Raw genomic sequence first — 18,166 nt, 5'->3', positions numbered from 1 at the left:
GCCCAATATAAATATTGGGCTTTTTGCTATTGAAATGATAGTGAAGAAATGATTTAATATACAATTCACAGGATTAATATCTTTCCTCAAAAACAATTTTCCGATATTTGAATCGTTAGTCTAAGAATAGTAATTATCTCTATCGATAAACCCCGATCTTCATATTTGAAAATTAAAAAATGAACAAATATAAAATTGCATTTTTAATACCTTCTTTAGGCTCAGGTGGAGCTGAGAGAGTAATAACTACCTTGGCAAATAACTTGACCGAAAATTACGAAGTGATTATTATAACCTTTGATAATAAACAGCCATTTTATAAATTGAATAGTCAAATCAAACATCACTCTTGTACAAATCTTACAGATATACCACCAAGTAATAACACTTACAAAGCACTAAAATTTAATATCAAATTACTGTTAGAAATAAACCGTATTTCAAAAGATGAAAAAATAGATATTATCATCAGTTTCCTTACCATTGCAAATATTTTAGGAATACTAGTTGCAAAGTTTAGAAAAATACCAATTATAATTAGTGAAAGGAATAATCCAAATAAAGAATTAATTTCTAACTTTTGGATGCAAATACGACGAAAAACTTATCCTTCTGCAAATTATATTGTTGTTCAAACACAGGAAATAGCTGATTTTTATATAACAAAAATAAAAAATGATGTAGTAAAAATAATCCCGAATCCAATTTCGCCAGATTTGGAAATAATGAATAGCAAAGAAACTAAGGAAAATATAATCCTCAATGTTGGTCGCCTATCGAATCAAAAAGGTCAAGAAATGTTACTAAAAGCCTTTACTCGCATAGAATCGAACGGTTGGAAGCTAGTAATAGCCGGAGAAGGTGAAAATAGAGTCAAATTAGAAAAGCTTATTAAAAAACTTCAAATTAGTGATAGGGTCCTGCTACCTGGTAGAATTAAAGATGTATCGAAATTATATAATAAAGCAAAAATTTTCGCTTTCAGTTCTAATTATGAAGGCTTTCCGAATGCTTTAATCGAAGCAATGCATTTTAGATTACCTTGTGTATCAACAAACTGCCCAACTGGTCCATCTGAATTAATTATTAATGATATAAATGGATTTTTAATACCGGTAAATAATGAAATTGTAATGGCTGAAAAATTAAATATCCTAATAAATGATTCTGCTCTAAGAGAATCATTGGGATCGAAAGCTGCAAAAACAGTTAAAAAGTATGCCATTGAGAGTATAAGTGATCGATGGAAGAAATTAATTGAAAGTTGTTTAAACTCTAATTTATAGAATTGAATAAATACTATCAAAAAATTGTTTTATTAAGTAATAACGAAGTTGTCAAAAACATTATTTTGGTTGCCTCTATTACGTTATTAATAAGTTTCCTTGGTTTCTTTAAAGAAATGCTCGTTGCTTCTTATTTTGGACTTTCACTAGTATTAGATACATTTTTTATTGCAATTTTAGTTCCTGGATTTATTCAGAGTGTATTTATAAGTTCTTTTAAAAGCGTTTTTATTCCAAATTATATTGCAGAGACAAAAACAGGAAACTCCCTTGATTCATTCCAAGGAACAGGTTTGTTAATTACAAGTGTAATATCTTTAGCTTTTATCATTATTGCCTTTATTTTCACAGATACTTATTTAGAATTTTTCTTTTCTGGTCACAATGAAGAATATTATGGACTAGTTAAAGCTCAATTTTATATTTTACTCCCTTGTGTCTTTTTTTGGGGTGTCTCATCACTTTTAAGTGGTATTTTAAATATCTCAGGTGAATTTAAACTCACCTCTTTTGAGGGTATTTTTATCCCAATTTCAATTATAATTATAATTTATTTCTTTGAGGACTATTTTGATAAATTAATTTTAGCTGTAGGCACTTTAACTGGAACTATTCTAGCATTTCTGTTTCTTGTATTTATTTCGATTAAAAAGAAAACTATAAGAATAGCTAGACCCAACTTAAAGAATCACAATGCCATATTAATGTTCAAACAAATACCTGCCAAAATATCTTCTGGATTTTTAACAGGAATGAATGGTGTCATTGATCAATTTTTTGCTGCACAATTAATAATTGGTTCAATATCTGCAATAAATTATAGTTTAAAAATTCCCGCTTTTTTAATTAGTATACTCGTTGTTGCTATAACCAATGTACTTTTACCAAAATTTTCCAAAATGATTATGGAAAATAGAGAGAATGCATTTAAATATTGGTTGAAAATAATTAAAACCTTATTTATAGCTGCCAGTATTTGCGCATTCATAGGTATAATACTATCTGATTTTTTAGTTAAACTTTTCTTCGAAAGAAATGAATTTACAGAGTCAGATTCAATTGTAGTTTCAAATTTACAACAGATATTTCTAGTATATACTCCATTTACTATTTGTGGTATGGTATCTGTTAACTTTTTAACTAGCATGAATAAAAACGTGGTAATGGCATATATTTCATTTGTTGCCGTAATTTTAAATGGTATTTTAGATTTTTTTCTAATAAAATATTACGGGGTTTATGGAATTGCAATTTGCACTACTTTGGTTGTTATAATAAAAAATATTGCTCTCTTTTATTCTGTTATACATTATAAAAAACTTGATACAAAATATAAAATATAAAATTCCATTTCTGCACTAAAAAAATATATATCCAACACACAATTTAACTACAGCATATAGCGAAGTCAAGTACATTATATTTATTTTCATCAGTTTTTTTAACCACTTGACTTTATTTGACGATAAACCTTTTTTTTACAATTATATTTGTATCAATAGTAATTTACTTTATATATTTTTTTTAGTTTTTTACTTGCCTGTTATAGTATTTAACCAAAAAAAAACTAGAATGATAGTTATCGAAAAAATAATAAGATTTGCAATACTTATACTTTTGCTATGTAATATTCCTGGTTTTTTATTAGAATATATTGGAGGGTCAATAGGTTCTATTACTAGCTACTTAACTTCAATTCTTCTAATTGCATATTTTATATTAACCAAATCCAAGAGTAAACCACTTTTCCCCTTTATTTTATTTGGAATATCATATTTTTTAATAAGTGCAATAAATTATGATGTTTTGGATACCGATAATTATTTTATCAAAGAATTTTTTCGCTTCATGCTTGTAGTAATATGTGGAGTAGAGGTTCTTAAAAAAACATCAAATGAAAATCTTTATTTTGTGATATTAATTGGAGGCCTTAGTGTTGTGCTTAATGGTCTTGTATTTCCTGGTATTGCATCCGGAAGGTTTAGTGGATTTTATTTGAATCCAAATTACGCTGGTAGTATTTGTTTAATTGGTTTTGCATTATCATTTTCAATTACAAATATTAAATGGAAGTATATTGGGCAACTGGTTTTTACATTTGGTGGTCTTTTGACACTATCTCGAACCTTTATTATAATTTGGGTGATTATTAACATAATTGCGATTTATCGTAATAAAAAAAACTTTTTGGCCCCCGTAATAGGAGGACTAGCGTTAATACTAATCTTTATGTTTTCATCCGGTATAAAATTTGACAAGCAAAGATTTAAAGCACTTCAAAATATTTTCAGCAATGAAAAAGTAAATACTCAAGTTATTAAGCATGATACAAGAGACCAGACTTGGGCAATTTATTATGATAAGATTATGGACAAACCATTAATTGGTAATGGATATATGAGTTTTCAACGAAGATATTCGAGATATCCAGGCGTACATAATTCTTACTTAATGGTAATTGGTGAATCAGGAATTATTCCATTTATAATAATGTTCGGAATATATAGTTATCTATTTGTCAACAGTTTTAGGTCATTCAGAAAAAAACCAGAGTTATTATATATTCTAGTTGTAATATCATTATCACTCATGGCTAGCCATGGCTATTTTTTTATATTTTTTAATGTCTTTTTGTCCATGTATATTTTTATTGAAATACAGAAATTAAAAAAAGAAGTTAAACAAAATTTTATTCAATCTAAAGTAAAAAAAGTTGAAATTCATGTATAAAATATTAAATAAAATCTATCACGAAACTTTGTTTGGTAGGGTATTAATTTATTTTTTCCATAGCACCAAGGATAGATTATTTTCTGATAGAGCACATATTCTTTTTACCTATAAAAAAATTTTTGGGGTATATCCAAATCTTAAGAATCCAAAAAGCTTGAATGAAAAAATTTTATGGTTAAAGCTGAATGATCGAACGTCATTACATACACAATGTGCTGACAAATTTTTGGTTAGAGATTTTATAAAACAAAAAATTGGGGAAGAATATTTAGTACCATTATTATTTCACACCAAAAATCCCGAAGATATTAATGAAAATAATTTGCCAGAAAATACGCCGCTAATAATTAAAACAAATCATGACAGTGGAGGTGGTTTCTTTGTATACAACATAAAGTCAATAAACTGGACATCATTGAGAGAGAATTTAAAGAAAAGATTGTCTAAAAATTATTATCAGCAATCTAAGGAATGGCAATATAAAAATATCGAACCCCGAATAATTGTAGAAAAACTTTTACAAGATAAAAATGGTAATATTCCATTTGATTATAAATTACACTGTTTTAATGGTAAGGTTAGAATGATCAGTGTAGATATGGGCAGAGGAACAGATCAACATTATAGAAATTGGTATACAACAAGTTGGGAAAGAGAAAAGTTCAAATGGTCATCACCTAAAGAGAATGGCAAAAATACTGACCCTAGTGATGAAGACTTAGAAAAGCCAATGAATTTAGATCAAATGATAAATTTAGCAGAAAAATTAGCTAGTAGTTTTATATATGTTCGTGTTGATCTCTATGACGTTGATGGTAAATTATACTTTGGCGAATTAACTTTTCATCACGATGGGGGATATCGTCCAATTTTTCCGAAGGAATGGGATTTAAAATTAGGGAAGCAGCTCAATCTAAAATAATAATTAAAAATTGTCCCTAAAATGAAAATAGATATAATCATTGGAAGCTTAAAAGGTGGTGGTGCAGAACGAGTGGTTAGTACTCTTGCTAATTACTTTGATGATATTGGCTATGAAGTGAGAATCTTCACGTTTAGTGAAGGAGATCGATATCCCTTAAATAAAGGCATTATTCGGAAAAGGTTTCATAAGAAATTACTATTATTCAACTATGCATTAATAAGAGCTTTAGTCTACCTAATACAATTTTACCGTTTCAAAGAAAATAGACCCAATATCATCTGTTCTCATATTAATTTCATGGCTGCTGTAACCATCCCTTTGGCTAAACTTTACGATATTAAGGTAATTTCCTCAGAGCATTCAAACCATAAAGAGACTGCACTTGATTGGAAAAAGAAAATTGTATGGAATTTTTTATATAAATATGCTGATGCCATAACTGTATTGACCAAATACGATTTGGAATTTTTCAAAAGGAGAAATAAAAACGTATGGGTAATGCATAATCCTAATTCCTTTCAAAAAATAAATAAACAAATTAAGAATAGAGACAAAAGTATTCTTGCCATTGGAGATCTTAATCGATATTTAGTCAAGGGATTTGACAATTTGATAGACATTGCGTTCGAAGTGAATAAATACCATCCGGATTGGAAATTTAAAATTGTAGGTGAGGGAGATGAAGGCAAAAAAATTCTTCAAGATAAAGTCAAAGAGCTTAATCTAACAGATACTATTCTCTTTACAGGGTATCGTTCAGATATTGATCAACTACTTCAACATTCATCTATATTTATACTGTGTTCCCGAAATGAAGGTATGCCAATGGCGCTTATTGAAGCTACATCGCAAGGCATCGCCTGTATAGCTTATGATTGTGTTTCGGGTCCTTCTGACATAATTGAAAATAAAAAAAATGGAGTTCTGGTTGCTAATCAAAACAAACAAGAAATGTCGAAGCAACTTATGAAAGTTATTGAAGATGAAGAATACAGAAATTCTTTAGGGAATGAAGCTCTAAAAACGAGTGTGGATTTTTCCATCGATAAAATTGGTAGTCAATGGGAAACGTTATTCAAAGAAATATTAAAAATTAAATAGTATATAAACTATGTGTGGAATTTACGGTAGTACCATTCCCTATTCTAAAGATCAAGTTCAAAAAAAATTGGAACGCACCAATTTTAGAGGTCCTGATAGCTTGAAATATACACAGCTTAAGACAAAGAACGGTATTCTTTCTTTAGGTCACAATAGACTTTCTATTATAGATTTAGATACACGATCAGATCAACCATTTAGTTATATGGAACATATTCACATTGTGTTTAATGGGGAAATCTATAATTTCAGGGACATCAAGAGCGAGTTACAAAAAAAAGGGTATGCTTTTAACACGAGTAGTGATACAGAAGTCATTTGCGCCGCTTATTTGGAATATGGTAATAAATGTGTAGACCATTTTAATGGGATGTTCGCTTTTGTCATTTATGATCAAAAAAATCAAAAACTATTTGGTGCTTTGGATCGGTTGGGACAAAAACCTTTTTACTATTATTTGAATGGAACAAATTTTGAATTTGCAAGTCAAATTTCGAGCATACAATTATTCAACCAAAACCTGACCATATCTTCAAAAGCTATAGATGATTATTTATCTTGGGGGTATATACCTGCAGAGAATAGTATATTTAATGAGGTAAAGAAACTAAAGCCAGGATATAAATTCGATTTCGACCTTCAATCGGGGAGTTTTGATACAACCTGTTATTGGGATTTAGATAGGCAACAAAAACAAGACTTTAGTATTAACTACAATGATGCTAAAAGTGAGTTGGAAACACTAATAACAGATGCTACAAAAATTAGACTTTTTGCCGACGTTCCAGTGGGTGTTTTTTTATCAGGGGGTATAGATTCCTCTTTAATTACTGCCCTCGCATGCAAAACCTCTAATACGAAGGTTAAGACGTTCTCCATAAAATTTAACGATGAAGGCTTTGACGAAAGTAGTTATGCCCAACAGGTTGCAAACCATTTAAAAACTGATCATCATACTATTCTTTGCGATAAAAATGACGGACTTGATTTAATTGAGAACTTCAATCATTTTTATGATGAACCTTTTTCTGATTCATCTGCTATACCTTCTATGTTATTGGCCAAGCATACTAGAGAAAAGGTAACTGTAGCCCTAACGGGTGATGCTGGAGATGAAAATTTTTTAGGATATCACCGATATGATTGGTTACGGATTATCAATTACTTCATGGCACTACCCTACTCTATTCGAAAGATTATAGCAAATGGCATGTCAAAATTACCTAATTACCGTTATAAGATGGTAGCGATGGTAATAAACAGTAAAACAGTGGAAGAAGCCTATTTAAAAAGCGTACATGACCCTAGTCCCAATTGGAAATTACCTTCAAAATTTGATACTGATCTAACTGAATTCAACTATCTAATTGACGCTGCAAACGATATTTATCAGCGTGCGGGTAATTTTGATTTAAAAACATATTTACCATATGATATAAATGTAAAAGTGGATAGGGCCACTATGGCCTATTCTTTAGAAGCTCGCTCACCTCTCTTGGATTATAGAGTGGTGGAATATGCTCAAAAGTTACCAACCAACTTTAAATATGTGACCCATAATCAGAAAAAAATTCTTAAGGATATTTTGTATCAGTATGTACCTAGACAAATATTTGATAGGCCAAAGGCAGGCTTTGAAATACCCTTTAAAGAATGGTTTCGTAAAGATTTAAAGGATTTCGTCTTATCCTCCTTGAATGAAAATGAATTACGTAAAATACCTGGAATTAAACCTAAGGAAGTTTCTAAAGCTATAGATGATCATATGACAGGCAAAGCCAATAACTATTCCTTAATTTGGAAATTATTGGTTTTAAGTCAATGGCTATCCAGTAATGGAAAAGGAATTACGATCGTATAAACAGAATAATGAAAATAGCAATCTTAATATATTCATTGGCCGGTGGCGGAGCTGAACGTGTGGTCTCTTACCTCCTTCCCTACCTTAAAAACAGAGGTATTGAAGTGCATTTATTGCTTATGAATAGCACCATTAGCTATGATATCCCCAAAGATATTCCAATTCATTTTATTGAAAAATCGGAAGGAGATGAACATGGGCTATTGAAACTTTTAAAGCTACCTTGGTTAGCTTATAAGTACGCACGATTGCTGAAAAAGTTGAAAATCACACACTCGTTTGCCTTATTAACAAGACCAAGTTATATAAATATTCTTTCTCAATATTTCACCAAAAAAACCTACAAAATAAGTATTAGTGAACGATCATACCCTAGTATGCAATATGGGTATGGTAATTTGCAATCTAAAATTAATAATTTTCTTATTAAACGATTGTACCCCAAAACAGATCAGATAATTTGTAACTCTCATGGTAATGCCAATGACCTAATTGAAAATTATAAAATAAATGCATCTAAAATAACCGTAGTGCATAATCCAATTAATATTGATAAAATAAATGAAATTAAGCCAGACACTTCTATTTTTCAAAAAGATAGATTCAATGTCATTACAGTTGGAAGAATGGATGCTGGTAAAAATCAAGAGTTACTAATAACCGCCATTACAGATTTTCCTAATGTTCATCTTTTTATTCTAGGTGATGGTCCATTAAGAATGCATCTTCATACAATTGTAGAAAATTTAGGTATTAGCAATAGAGTCACATTCTTAGGTTTTGATAACAACCCTTTTCGGTTTTTAAAAGAAGCTGACCTTTTCATGTTTGGCTCTAATCACGAAGGTTTTCCAAATGTTTTACTGGAAGCCATGTGCTGTGGGCTTCCTATTTTAACGACGAATTGTAAATCTGGGCCAGATGAAATAATGAAATTAGAAGACCCTAAAACCGATGACATTATGATTTCTGATTTTGGTATTTTATCTCCAATAGGTAATCTAGAACTTTTTCAAAAAGGTCTAAAATACTGTCTTGAAAATCCAGAATACTTACAAAATTGCCGTACACTAGTTATAGAACGTGCCAAAGATTTTGAAAAAGAAACAATTTTAAATTCCTATACCCAACACATTCTATCGTAATCTATTTATGAAAGCCCCCATACACGCCCATAAAAGAAAAAAAGTCATTCGTACAGCAGCCTTATCTGGGTCGTTATATGTGTTACTTGAAGACCAATTACGATTTTTAAACCAGTATTACGATATTCTAGCAATTGGTTCTGACCCTGGTCATGAATATCTACAAAAATTACGAGAACGAGAAGGCATTCGTGGTAAGGAGATAAACATAGAACGAAAAATAAGTATTTTCAAGGACCTTATTTCACTTTATCGCCTCTATGTGGTATTCAGAAAAGAAAAACCTTTTATGGTGCATAGCATTACCCCAAAGGCAGGCTTACTGACCATGATAGCAGCCTATTTTGCAAGAGTACCAGCACGGGTGCATACATTCACCGGTTTAATTTTCCCAACCCAAACGGGAACAATGAAACAAGTTTTACTTTTTTTTGATAAAATAATTTGCAAGTTTGCTACCCATGTATATCCAGAAGGGAACGGTGTAAAAAATGACCTTTTAAATTATAAGGTGACTACAAAACCACTGAAAGTTATTGCAAACGGCAATGTAAATGGTATTGATTTAGATAAGTATACCGCTGAACTTTTTTCGAAAGAAGACAATAACCAGTTACGCAAAACAATTGGTGTCTCAGAGGAGGACTTCGTATTTTTATTTATAGGCCGATTAGTTAATGATAAAGGTGTTAACGAATTGGCTAATGCTTTTGATAAACTCTCATCAACACATGAAAATGTTAAATTGGTAATGGTCGGCGCTCACATAGGTGAAACGGATTTATTACCTGATCAAACATGGGCAAAAATTAATGCCAATAATTCGATACTTTATGTGGGGCACCAAGATGATGTGAGACCTTTTTTAGCAATGTCTAATGTTTTTGTATTTCCTAGTTACCGAGAAGGGTTTCCAAATGTTGTTCTAGAAGCAGGAGCCATGGGATTACCGGCTATAGTGACCGATATTAATGGTAGTAATGAAATCGTAGTAGACGGAGAAAATGGATTAATCATCCCTTCAAAAGACGAGGATGCACTTTTTAAGGCTATGAAAATTTTATTGACTGATAATTCTTTGAATACAAAACTAGCAAAAAATGCTCGTCCGATGATAGCTTCCAGATTTGAAAAAAGTGAGGTCTGGGCAGCCGTTTTGAAGGAATACCAAAGTATTGAACAGCAGGTAGGTTAGCATTTAGAAATTTCAAAAAGCTTTTGAGCTTTAAAACAACCTTTCAACCATAATTTAAGAACTTCTTCGAATTCTAATTTATCTTTCATTAGTTTTTGTTTTCTTTATACTATGCAAAAAAGTGTAATAGGTTATGGATCGATATTTCATAAAAGTGATACGGCTCATATTTCCAATATTTCAAATACTGGTTTTCTAGGAGAACATGAACTATTCTATGCTGGGCGTTTTGCTATTAAGCATGTCATTTATTGTATTTTAGAGCATAAAGCTATAGAACATATTTGGTTACCCGAGTATTACTGCCCCTATGTGAAAAATTGGTTAGAGCAAGAATTCAGTGCCATTAAATATTACGACATTGATCCTTTTGATGCCGACGCACAAATAGACTGGTCTCCCTTTTCTTCTTCAGACCTTGTAATTGCAAATAACTTTTGGGGGCTCAAAGAAAATGTATTACCAGAGGGGGAGCGACCAATCGTAATTGAAGATCATTCTCATGGTTGGCTTTCAAAAGGATGTATAGAAAGTAATGCTGATTTTTGTATTGCATCGTTACGAAAAACCTTACCTATACCACTTGGTGGCATTGCATGGAAACCGATAATGGGAAATTGTGACATTCCTTTAAAATCTCTGAAAGACACTAGTATTGATACGGAAATAAACCCAATGCTAAAATCGTGGGATTTGATTGAAAACGCGATGAAAACTAAAGCTACCTGCACCAATGAAGAGGAAAAAATTGACTTTTTATTAAACAATAGCCAAGGTGAAACGCTACTTCGTAATACGCAAGAAATTGTACCTCTTTTAAAAAGGCATGAGGATGTTATTTGTAGTAATCTATTCAAAGATTTTAATGCCTACAAAAGAGCTAATTTGAACTTTATATTAAAAACTTTAGAATCTTCACAAATATTTAAGGTAATTACTCGCGATAAAAACATCCCTTTTGGACTCCTACTAGCCTTTAAAGATTGGGGATTGTTTACAAATTTCAAGCAGTTTTTAATTACTAACATGATTTATCCGGCCGAGTTGTGGCCACAAAATCGAATAGCACAAGAATATAAATTTCTCCTAAACATTCATTTAGATTTTCGGTATAACGAAGAAGATTTAGAGTATATGTCCAATACTATTAACCAATGGACTTTACAACAATCTTATATAAATACAGAGCAAGAATTATAAATTTGCATCAATTGAACTTAAAAATAGCCTTATCCATTACAAGTTTTTGCGCAAGTATAATAATGGCTTAACTTAGCCGTTTTGCAGTACATATACTAACATTCTCCCCAAAATGATATATAAGAATTATTTTAAACGACCATTAGATTTTATTCTAGCCCTCGTCGGTCTCATAATTTTGTCTCCTATTATTTTAGTTTCCATAATTATATTGACAATTAGTTTTAAAGAAAGCCCTTTTTTCACCCAAAAACGACCAGGTAAGAACGAGAAAATATTTTCGGTCTTAAAGTTAAAGACCATGAACAGTAAAAAAGATAATCAGGGTAATTTATTACCAGATACTGACCGTTTAACACCCATGGGTATTTTCATTCGTAAAACATCTATAGATGAGTTACCACAACTTATAAATGTACTAAAGGGCGACATGAGCTTAATTGGCCCTAGACCGTTATTGATTCGTTATTTACCCTACCATACCGAAAGAGAAAAAAAACGCTTTTTAATACGCCCTGGCATTACCGGTTTGGCACAAATTTCTGGTAGAAATTTTATTAGTTGGGAAGATAGATTTGAAAAAGATGTTGAATACTATGAAAATTTAACTTTTGCCACCGATGTAAAAATATTTTGGAAAACATTAATGAAAATAATTTCCTCAGAAGATATTGAAGTCGACCCACAAGGAAATCCAGAAATGGAGTTTTTAGATATTGAACGTAGTTCATGGGAGGAATTTAAACATATAAAAAAGCATTCGTAATGAAAATTGTCTTTGTTGTAATGCGTTTTGGTAAAGATGGTTTGGCTACCAATATTTTAGAACTTACGCGAGGACTGATCAACAAAGGGCATGAGTTACACATTATAACAAGTGGTTTCAAAAGTATAGCTACAAGTGACACCACTTTTTTTGAGGAATTAAAATCTGAATTCAACACCCTTGGGGTTCATCTTCATTATTTTACCGAACCTTCTGGGAATCCATTAAAAAAAATACTTGCTTCAGTAACAAGTCTTTCGATAATAAGTGGTCTACTTATAAAATTGAATGCTGATGTTATACATTGCCATTCGCCGAATTTGACTTTCATTCCTTGGTTGCTCAGAAAAAAATTCATTTCTACTGTACATGCAGATACCATTAGACCTAATGCAAGATATAAACACCCTACCCTATTAATAGCGGTAAGCCAAGGTTCACAAGAATTCACCGAATCTGTAATGCATTCCCCACCAGAGCATATTAGAATGGTGTACCACGGTATTTCTGACCGATTTGCAAATTCAATACCTGATGATGAGCTAAAAAAGTTAAAAATAAAACATGCCATCCCAACCGATAAATTAATAATTGGTTTTGTGGGTAGGATTTCAGAAATGAAGGGCACGGATATTCTGGTTGAAGCTATTGGTAGTCATTTATCACAAACAATTAAAGAAAACATACATATTGTTTTGGTGGGAGATTACTTAACAAAAAGCAAAGTAAAATGGTTGGATGACATGCTTCATGAAAAGCATTTAGAAGAAAAGGTAACGATTGTATCTTTTCAAGACCCTAAACCCTTCTATCAACTGTTTGATGTATTCGTTTTACCCTCACGATCAGACACTTTTGGTTTAGTCGCCGTAGAAGCAATGATGAGCGGTTGCTGCACCATACGTGCCGATTCTAATGGCGCATACGACCAAATTGATGATGGTATTAATGGCATGATATTCCCAATGGAAGACGCATCAGCATTAGGACAAAAATTAACACAAGTACTTTCAGATGAAAAATTACGCAATAGCCTTGCCATAAAGGGGAAAGAAAAAGCATTGTCTAATTTCACAAACCACCAAATGATTAAGAATACTTTGACAGTCTATGAAGAGCTAATTCACATGTAAACACTTTTCTAATTTTAGAACTATTATTTTGGAGCTCTATACCTTGGAAAAAATCCTTCTTTAATATTCTCTAACGCATCTTTATTATCCATACCAGAAATCTCTAAAAATTCTAAATACTTTGTTGGCATAACAACTTTTCGCCCTGTATAAAAATCTATATCATCATCGAACGGGAAATATTTTTTCTTGTACAAGTATAAGTTATCTTCTTTTCCATTTGATAGCCCACCACCAATCATATAATAGTTTAACCCTTCTTTATTAGCCCATTGTATTGCGCTTATTTTTAAATATTCGTTAGGGCGTAGTTTAAAATGATTAGCATCAGTCCCTCCTAAAAAAGAATACATTGTAGCTTCAGAAATTAGAAAAAGTTCTGTAGAAATTGGTAAACCATCTAGATATACTAAACCAATTGCACATTTTTCTTCGTTATTCTTCCAAAAATCAAGAAAATATTCTAATGGGTGATAGAAAGAATCTATAGCATCCCTCCTATCCATAGTACCGATATAAACCTGATAAAAGTCTTTTACCTGTTTTTCAGTAATATTCTTATAGAACAATTTAAACTCTAAACCTGTTTTCTCTGCTTTACGGAATTGATTTCTAGTATTCGATTTAAGATTGGACCAGAATAAATCCCAATCTGTAATATCACCTTTAACATTATATAACGTATGTATTGATTCGCCACTATATTCTTTGAAATTAAAAAACAAATTAAACCGTAAGAATTCGGACACTACTTTGTTTTCTGAGTACCAATCATCCACAGTATTCCAAAATTGAATCTTTAATTCCGCAGATAAACCCTCTTTAAAGTAGGGCCCATTATAACCCCATGGGCTACTTACATCAAAAAAACCAGTATCCACATTATTTAAAATAATGTTTCTAAGTAAATATGGCATTACTGCGACCGCAGAATTATCCGAAGATTTAAAAATAAAAAATTGCAGCTGTTGGTTTTCAACTTGTGCACTGTTTAAAAGCTCGAAACAATAATAAGCACTTTCGCACCCAATTTCTTTTAGAGCATTTTTATATAAAGAAATGTTTTCACTACCCTTTAATGAATAATGATTTAATGTGAAAGTCTCAGTAGACAGCATGTTTTAATATTTTGTAAAATAGAACGCCAATAATACAAAAGAATTGTTTTTATGAGCGAGTTAAATAGTCTTATAAAACCTTTTTCTATTATGTATTTCGAATACAAAAATACAATATTGACTTTTCTTTCCTTAAACAAGAAATTTAAAATCAAAATGATTTTATAAGCGCTCAATTAATCATTGAATTTTTCAAGCATTATTTTTAAATTCAATATACTTTGAATACCTAATTTTATAGACAAATTACAAATAAAATCGCTAAAATACACTGTTTCTTTACTATTCATTTTCGACATGTCTCAAACCTAGAGAAACCTCTTGTAATCCTTTGAAATATTGCATTTTACCTCATATAATCTATTCAGAATTCGTAGGTATTAACATTAATTTATTATAATTTTAGCATCTCCCCAGATTAACTCGAAACAACAAACGAATGAGAAAAATTACTCTAGGGATATCCCTATTATTGATTACTGCATGTTTATATTTTAGCTTTAGGCCATTATTAGACGAGCCTGGGTTAACGATTGCAGAACCAATAGCGCCATTTCTTAATGGAAATTTTCCTGATATTAGTGCTTCAAATCAAGATTACAGGCCTGCTTTTCCAAATTTGACATTCGATTCTCCTTTAACATTCACTGGTATTCCCAATTCCAATCGATTGATCGTTGGTCAACGAGACGGAAAAATGTATTGGTTTGACAACAATGATAACGTTACACAGAAAAATATTTTAAGAGATATGTCCAATGAAGTGGGCATGGTATGGGACGGTGGATTTCTTGGTCTGGCGATCCATCCAGAATTTGGTCAATCCAATAAAAATTATATTTATACCTATTACACTACAAAAGATAGTCAAGGACGTGACTATCCTGATACATATGTTTCTGGATTTGGCTGTCAAAGGGAAGACTATTGGGGAAGTTTTCTTATTCTAAAACGAATAACAGTTGACCCAAACACACTATCCGTTGACCCCAATGATGATATGGTCATGATAAAAATGCGGATGTTCAGTTCTACCCACAGGGGCGGGAGTCTTACTTTTGGAAATGACGGTTTTCTGTATTTGGCAACGGGCGATCAATCAGCATATGCAAAAGCCCAAAATGTAACCACAAATTTAGATGGGGGCGTTCTTAGAATTGATGTTGACCAAAACACAACTAAAAGTTACGACCCTATAAGAACATTAACAGAAAATGGTCGTTTTCCAGATGAAATTTCAGGTGTTGGTTACGGAATTCCTAATGAAAATCCATTTACGAATTCGAACGGAAGTCGCTTCGAAGAATATTTTACCGTTGGACATCGAAACCCCCATCGAATGACGAAAGACAAGTTAACGGGTGATTTAATAGTTGGGGAAGTAGGCGAATCACGTCATGAAGAAATCAACGTGCTTAAAAAGGGGCAGAATTTTGGATGGCCGGTTTATGAAGGCAATTATTTTAGGGGTACAGACTGTACAACTCTGTTGGATGATATGGCTCACGAAAGCCCTTTGGTTGCGTTTCCAAGGTCTGAGGCTAATGCGTTAATAGGCGGATATGTGTACAGGGGTACTTCCATGCCGAAATATTACGGCAAGTATATATGTGCGGATTATGGAATTGGTGAAGAAATTTGGGCGGTAGACACCTCTACTGGTCAATATGAAGTAATTACACAATTCTCGCCTACCGACATCATCTCCTTTGGTGAAGACAATGAAGGTGAATTATATCTTTTGAGTCAGGGCGACAATGTTAAATTGTATAAGATGGTTGAAGGCGCAGGATTGACAGGTACTGTACCACAGCTATTATCTGAAACCGGTGCTTTTATTGATTTACAAAATATGGATCCTAGTCAAGGTCTTATTCCATATAAACTGATAGAATCATTTTGGTCAGATGGTGCCGAAAAGAAACGGTGGATGGCGATACCTAACAATGGCACCTATAATACTGAAGGAGAGCAGATTTCTTTCTCTGAAAATGGAGATTGGCAGTTTCCTGTAGGCGCCGTTCTCGTGAAACATTTTGAGCTTCCTATTGATGTAAATGATCCTTCTAAAACTAAAAAATTAGAAACCAGATTTTCCGTTAAAGCAAGTGACGGATCGTTTTATTTCGTAACCTACAAGTGGAATGAACAAGAAACTGAAGCTTTTTTACTGGAGACTGGCATTGAGGAAGACATCCCAATAAAACAAGCAAACGGGAGTACTGCTTTTCAAACATGGAAATACCCATCCACACAAGATTGTATTTCATGTCACAATCCTGCCACCGGTGGGTCTTTGGGACCACGAACCAGGTATTTAAATGCTAATTTTACTTATGAAAAAACAGGTATCAACGCCAATCAATTAATAACATTAAGTCATTTAGGGATTTTAAATGAAATTATTGATGATCCGAAAACCCAACAATATCAAACCTATAAAGCGTTAACTGATGTCAATGCAAGTTTGGATGAACGAGCAAGATCTTATTTAGATTTAAACTGTGCTTACTGTCATAGACCTGGAGCTACCGGTCAAAGAGCACAATTTGATCTTCAATTATTCAATAATTTAAATCAAACTAATTTACTTAAGGCAGGCACGAATACACCGATAGGCATTGAAGGTGAAAAAATACTTGTTCCAAAAGACGCGTCAAAATCTATTTTGTTTCATAGGATGAACACAATTGACCAGACCATCATGATGCCCCCTATTGCTAAGAACAAAGTAGACGTACTTGGAGTCCAATTAATTGAAGAATGGATTAATCAATTAGAACCTTCTTTACCTCCACCAAGCACTGGTGATTACCGGATTGTAAACCGGGCAGGTAACAATACACTCCAAGTACCTGATGCGGGTCTTGCTAATAGTGCCAATGTAGCAGTTGGTGATTACACAGGCCTCGAACATCAGCAATTTGCCTTAGAAGATGCTAGTATACAAGGGTATTATCAAATTAAGGCACTCCATAGTGGCAAGTATTTAGATGTAGAAATGGGCAATACAGCACCAGATTCAAATGTTTGGCAATATGCAGGGAACAGTACAGACGCACAGCTATGGGAAATTTTGGATGCCGGAGACGGTCTCTTTTATATCGTAAGCAAGCTTTCCGGTTATTACCTTGGAGAAAACCCAAATGGTAACGTAACTGTCATGGTCAATAATACAAGTAATGCTATTCGGTGGGAGTTCCTTCCAACAAACGCCCCCATAGAAAATGACATAGCGTTGTCAACTACCTCGGTATCCACATCGGAGGACGGTAGTACAGCAGATTTCACTATAAATTTAAAAACTGCGCCTTTAAATAATGTTGTACTCTTAATTTCGGGCGTTGATAATATAGATGAGTATAGTCTATCTATAACCGAACTTACCTTTACCACTGCCAACTGGAACGAAGCACAAACTATAACAGTTAACGGACTTGATGATACAGACCTTGATGGCACTCAAAATTATACAATCAACATCACAGTAGACGATTCTAGAAGCGATGTTGCTTACAGTGGTATTTCTGCAATAATCAATGGAGTCAATTTAGATAATGATGGCACCTGCAACGGAGCTCTCGCCGATATGACGGACCCCGTTGGTAGCGGAACCATAACTTCCCGTAACGATTTCTTACCAGCGGAAGATAGGTTCAAGGCATTCGATAATAAAGCTATACAAGGTACGTTCAGCAAATGG

Annotated in this window: 13 protein-coding genes; 12 read left to right on the top strand and 1 reads right to left on the bottom strand. The window is 32.6% G+C overall.

From position 1 onward, the window contains the following. The first annotated feature begins 179 nt into the window (after positions 1-179). From BMY56_RS12055 to BMY56_RS12005, 11 genes are all read left to right on the top strand, one after another. Entirely contained in the window at positions 180-1,286 is a 1,107-nt protein-coding gene (locus BMY56_RS12055) for a glycosyltransferase family 4 protein (RefSeq protein WP_091624523.1), read from the top strand. Between the two features lie 2 nt (positions 1,287-1,288). After that, on the top strand, positions 1,289-2,629 hold the full coding sequence (gene murJ / locus BMY56_RS12050) for a murein biosynthesis integral membrane protein MurJ (protein WP_245737212.1): 1,341 nt from the start codon (positions 1,289-1,291) through the stop codon (positions 2,627-2,629). Positions 2,630-2,858: 229 nt separating this feature from the next. Next, positions 2,859-4,016, top strand: a complete 1,158-nt coding sequence (locus BMY56_RS12045) for an O-antigen ligase family protein (protein WP_143057818.1) — start codon at positions 2,859-2,861, stop codon at positions 4,014-4,016. Then, positions 4,009-4,941 (top strand): ATP-grasp fold amidoligase family protein, encoded by a 933-nt coding sequence (locus BMY56_RS12040; RefSeq protein ID WP_091624517.1) that lies wholly within the window; start codon positions 4,009-4,011, stop codon positions 4,939-4,941. Before BMY56_RS12045 ends, BMY56_RS12040 begins: the two co-directional genes overlap by 8 nt. Before the next feature lie 21 nt (positions 4,942-4,962). Continuing rightward, complete coding sequence (locus BMY56_RS12035) at positions 4,963-6,045, top strand: glycosyltransferase family 4 protein (RefSeq protein ID WP_091624514.1); 1,083 nt, start codon at positions 4,963-4,965, stop codon at positions 6,043-6,045. A gap of 10 nt (positions 6,046-6,055) precedes the next feature. Further along, complete coding sequence (asnB, locus tag BMY56_RS12030; RefSeq protein WP_091624512.1) at positions 6,056-7,906, top strand: asparagine synthase (glutamine-hydrolyzing); 1,851 nt, start codon at positions 6,056-6,058, stop codon at positions 7,904-7,906. A gap of 8 nt (positions 7,907-7,914) precedes the next feature. Next, complete coding sequence (locus BMY56_RS12025; RefSeq protein ID WP_091624509.1) at positions 7,915-9,051, top strand: glycosyltransferase; 1,137 nt, start codon at positions 7,915-7,917, stop codon at positions 9,049-9,051. Between the two features lie 7 nt (positions 9,052-9,058). Continuing rightward, the gene (locus BMY56_RS12020; protein WP_091624507.1) at positions 9,059-10,246 is read left to right on the top strand and encodes a glycosyltransferase family 4 protein; all 1,188 of its coding nucleotides are present in this window, start codon (positions 9,059-9,061) and stop codon (positions 10,244-10,246) included. Positions 10,247-10,357: 111 nt separating this feature from the next. After that, positions 10,358-11,446 carry a hypothetical protein gene (locus BMY56_RS12015; RefSeq protein WP_091624504.1) on the top strand — a complete coding sequence of 363 codons (1,089 nt, stop codon included), beginning with the start codon at positions 10,358-10,360 and terminating at the stop codon, positions 11,444-11,446. A gap of 115 nt (positions 11,447-11,561) precedes the next feature. Further along, positions 11,562-12,212, top strand: coding sequence for a sugar transferase (locus BMY56_RS12010; protein ID WP_091625031.1), 651 nt, complete (start codon positions 11,562-11,564; stop codon positions 12,210-12,212). Further along, complete coding sequence (locus BMY56_RS12005; RefSeq protein ID WP_091624501.1) at positions 12,212-13,345, top strand: glycosyltransferase family 4 protein; 1,134 nt, start codon at positions 12,212-12,214, stop codon at positions 13,343-13,345. Before BMY56_RS12010 ends, BMY56_RS12005 begins: the two co-directional genes overlap by 1 nt. Before the next feature lie 23 nt (positions 13,346-13,368). Here the strand turns inward: BMY56_RS12005 and BMY56_RS12000 are convergent, their stop codons facing one another. Then, positions 13,369-14,463: a GNAT family N-acetyltransferase gene (locus tag BMY56_RS12000; protein WP_091624498.1), complete on the bottom strand. Its 1,095-nt coding sequence runs from the start codon at positions 14,461-14,463 to the stop codon at positions 13,369-13,371. Positions 14,464-14,902: 439 nt separating this feature from the next. Between BMY56_RS12000 and BMY56_RS11995 the strand changes: the two genes are divergently transcribed. Next, positions 14,903-18,166 (top strand): PQQ-dependent sugar dehydrogenase (locus BMY56_RS11995; RefSeq protein ID WP_177170964.1); only part of this gene is annotated, 3,264 nt, incomplete at its 3' end.

Source organism: Maribacter orientalis, assembly GCF_900109345.1.
Classification (GTDB): Bacteria; Bacteroidota; Bacteroidia; order Flavobacteriales; family Flavobacteriaceae; genus Maribacter; species Maribacter orientalis.
The sequence above is the reverse complement of the archived record's forward strand: the minus strand, read 5'-3'. Positions and strand labels throughout refer to the sequence as shown.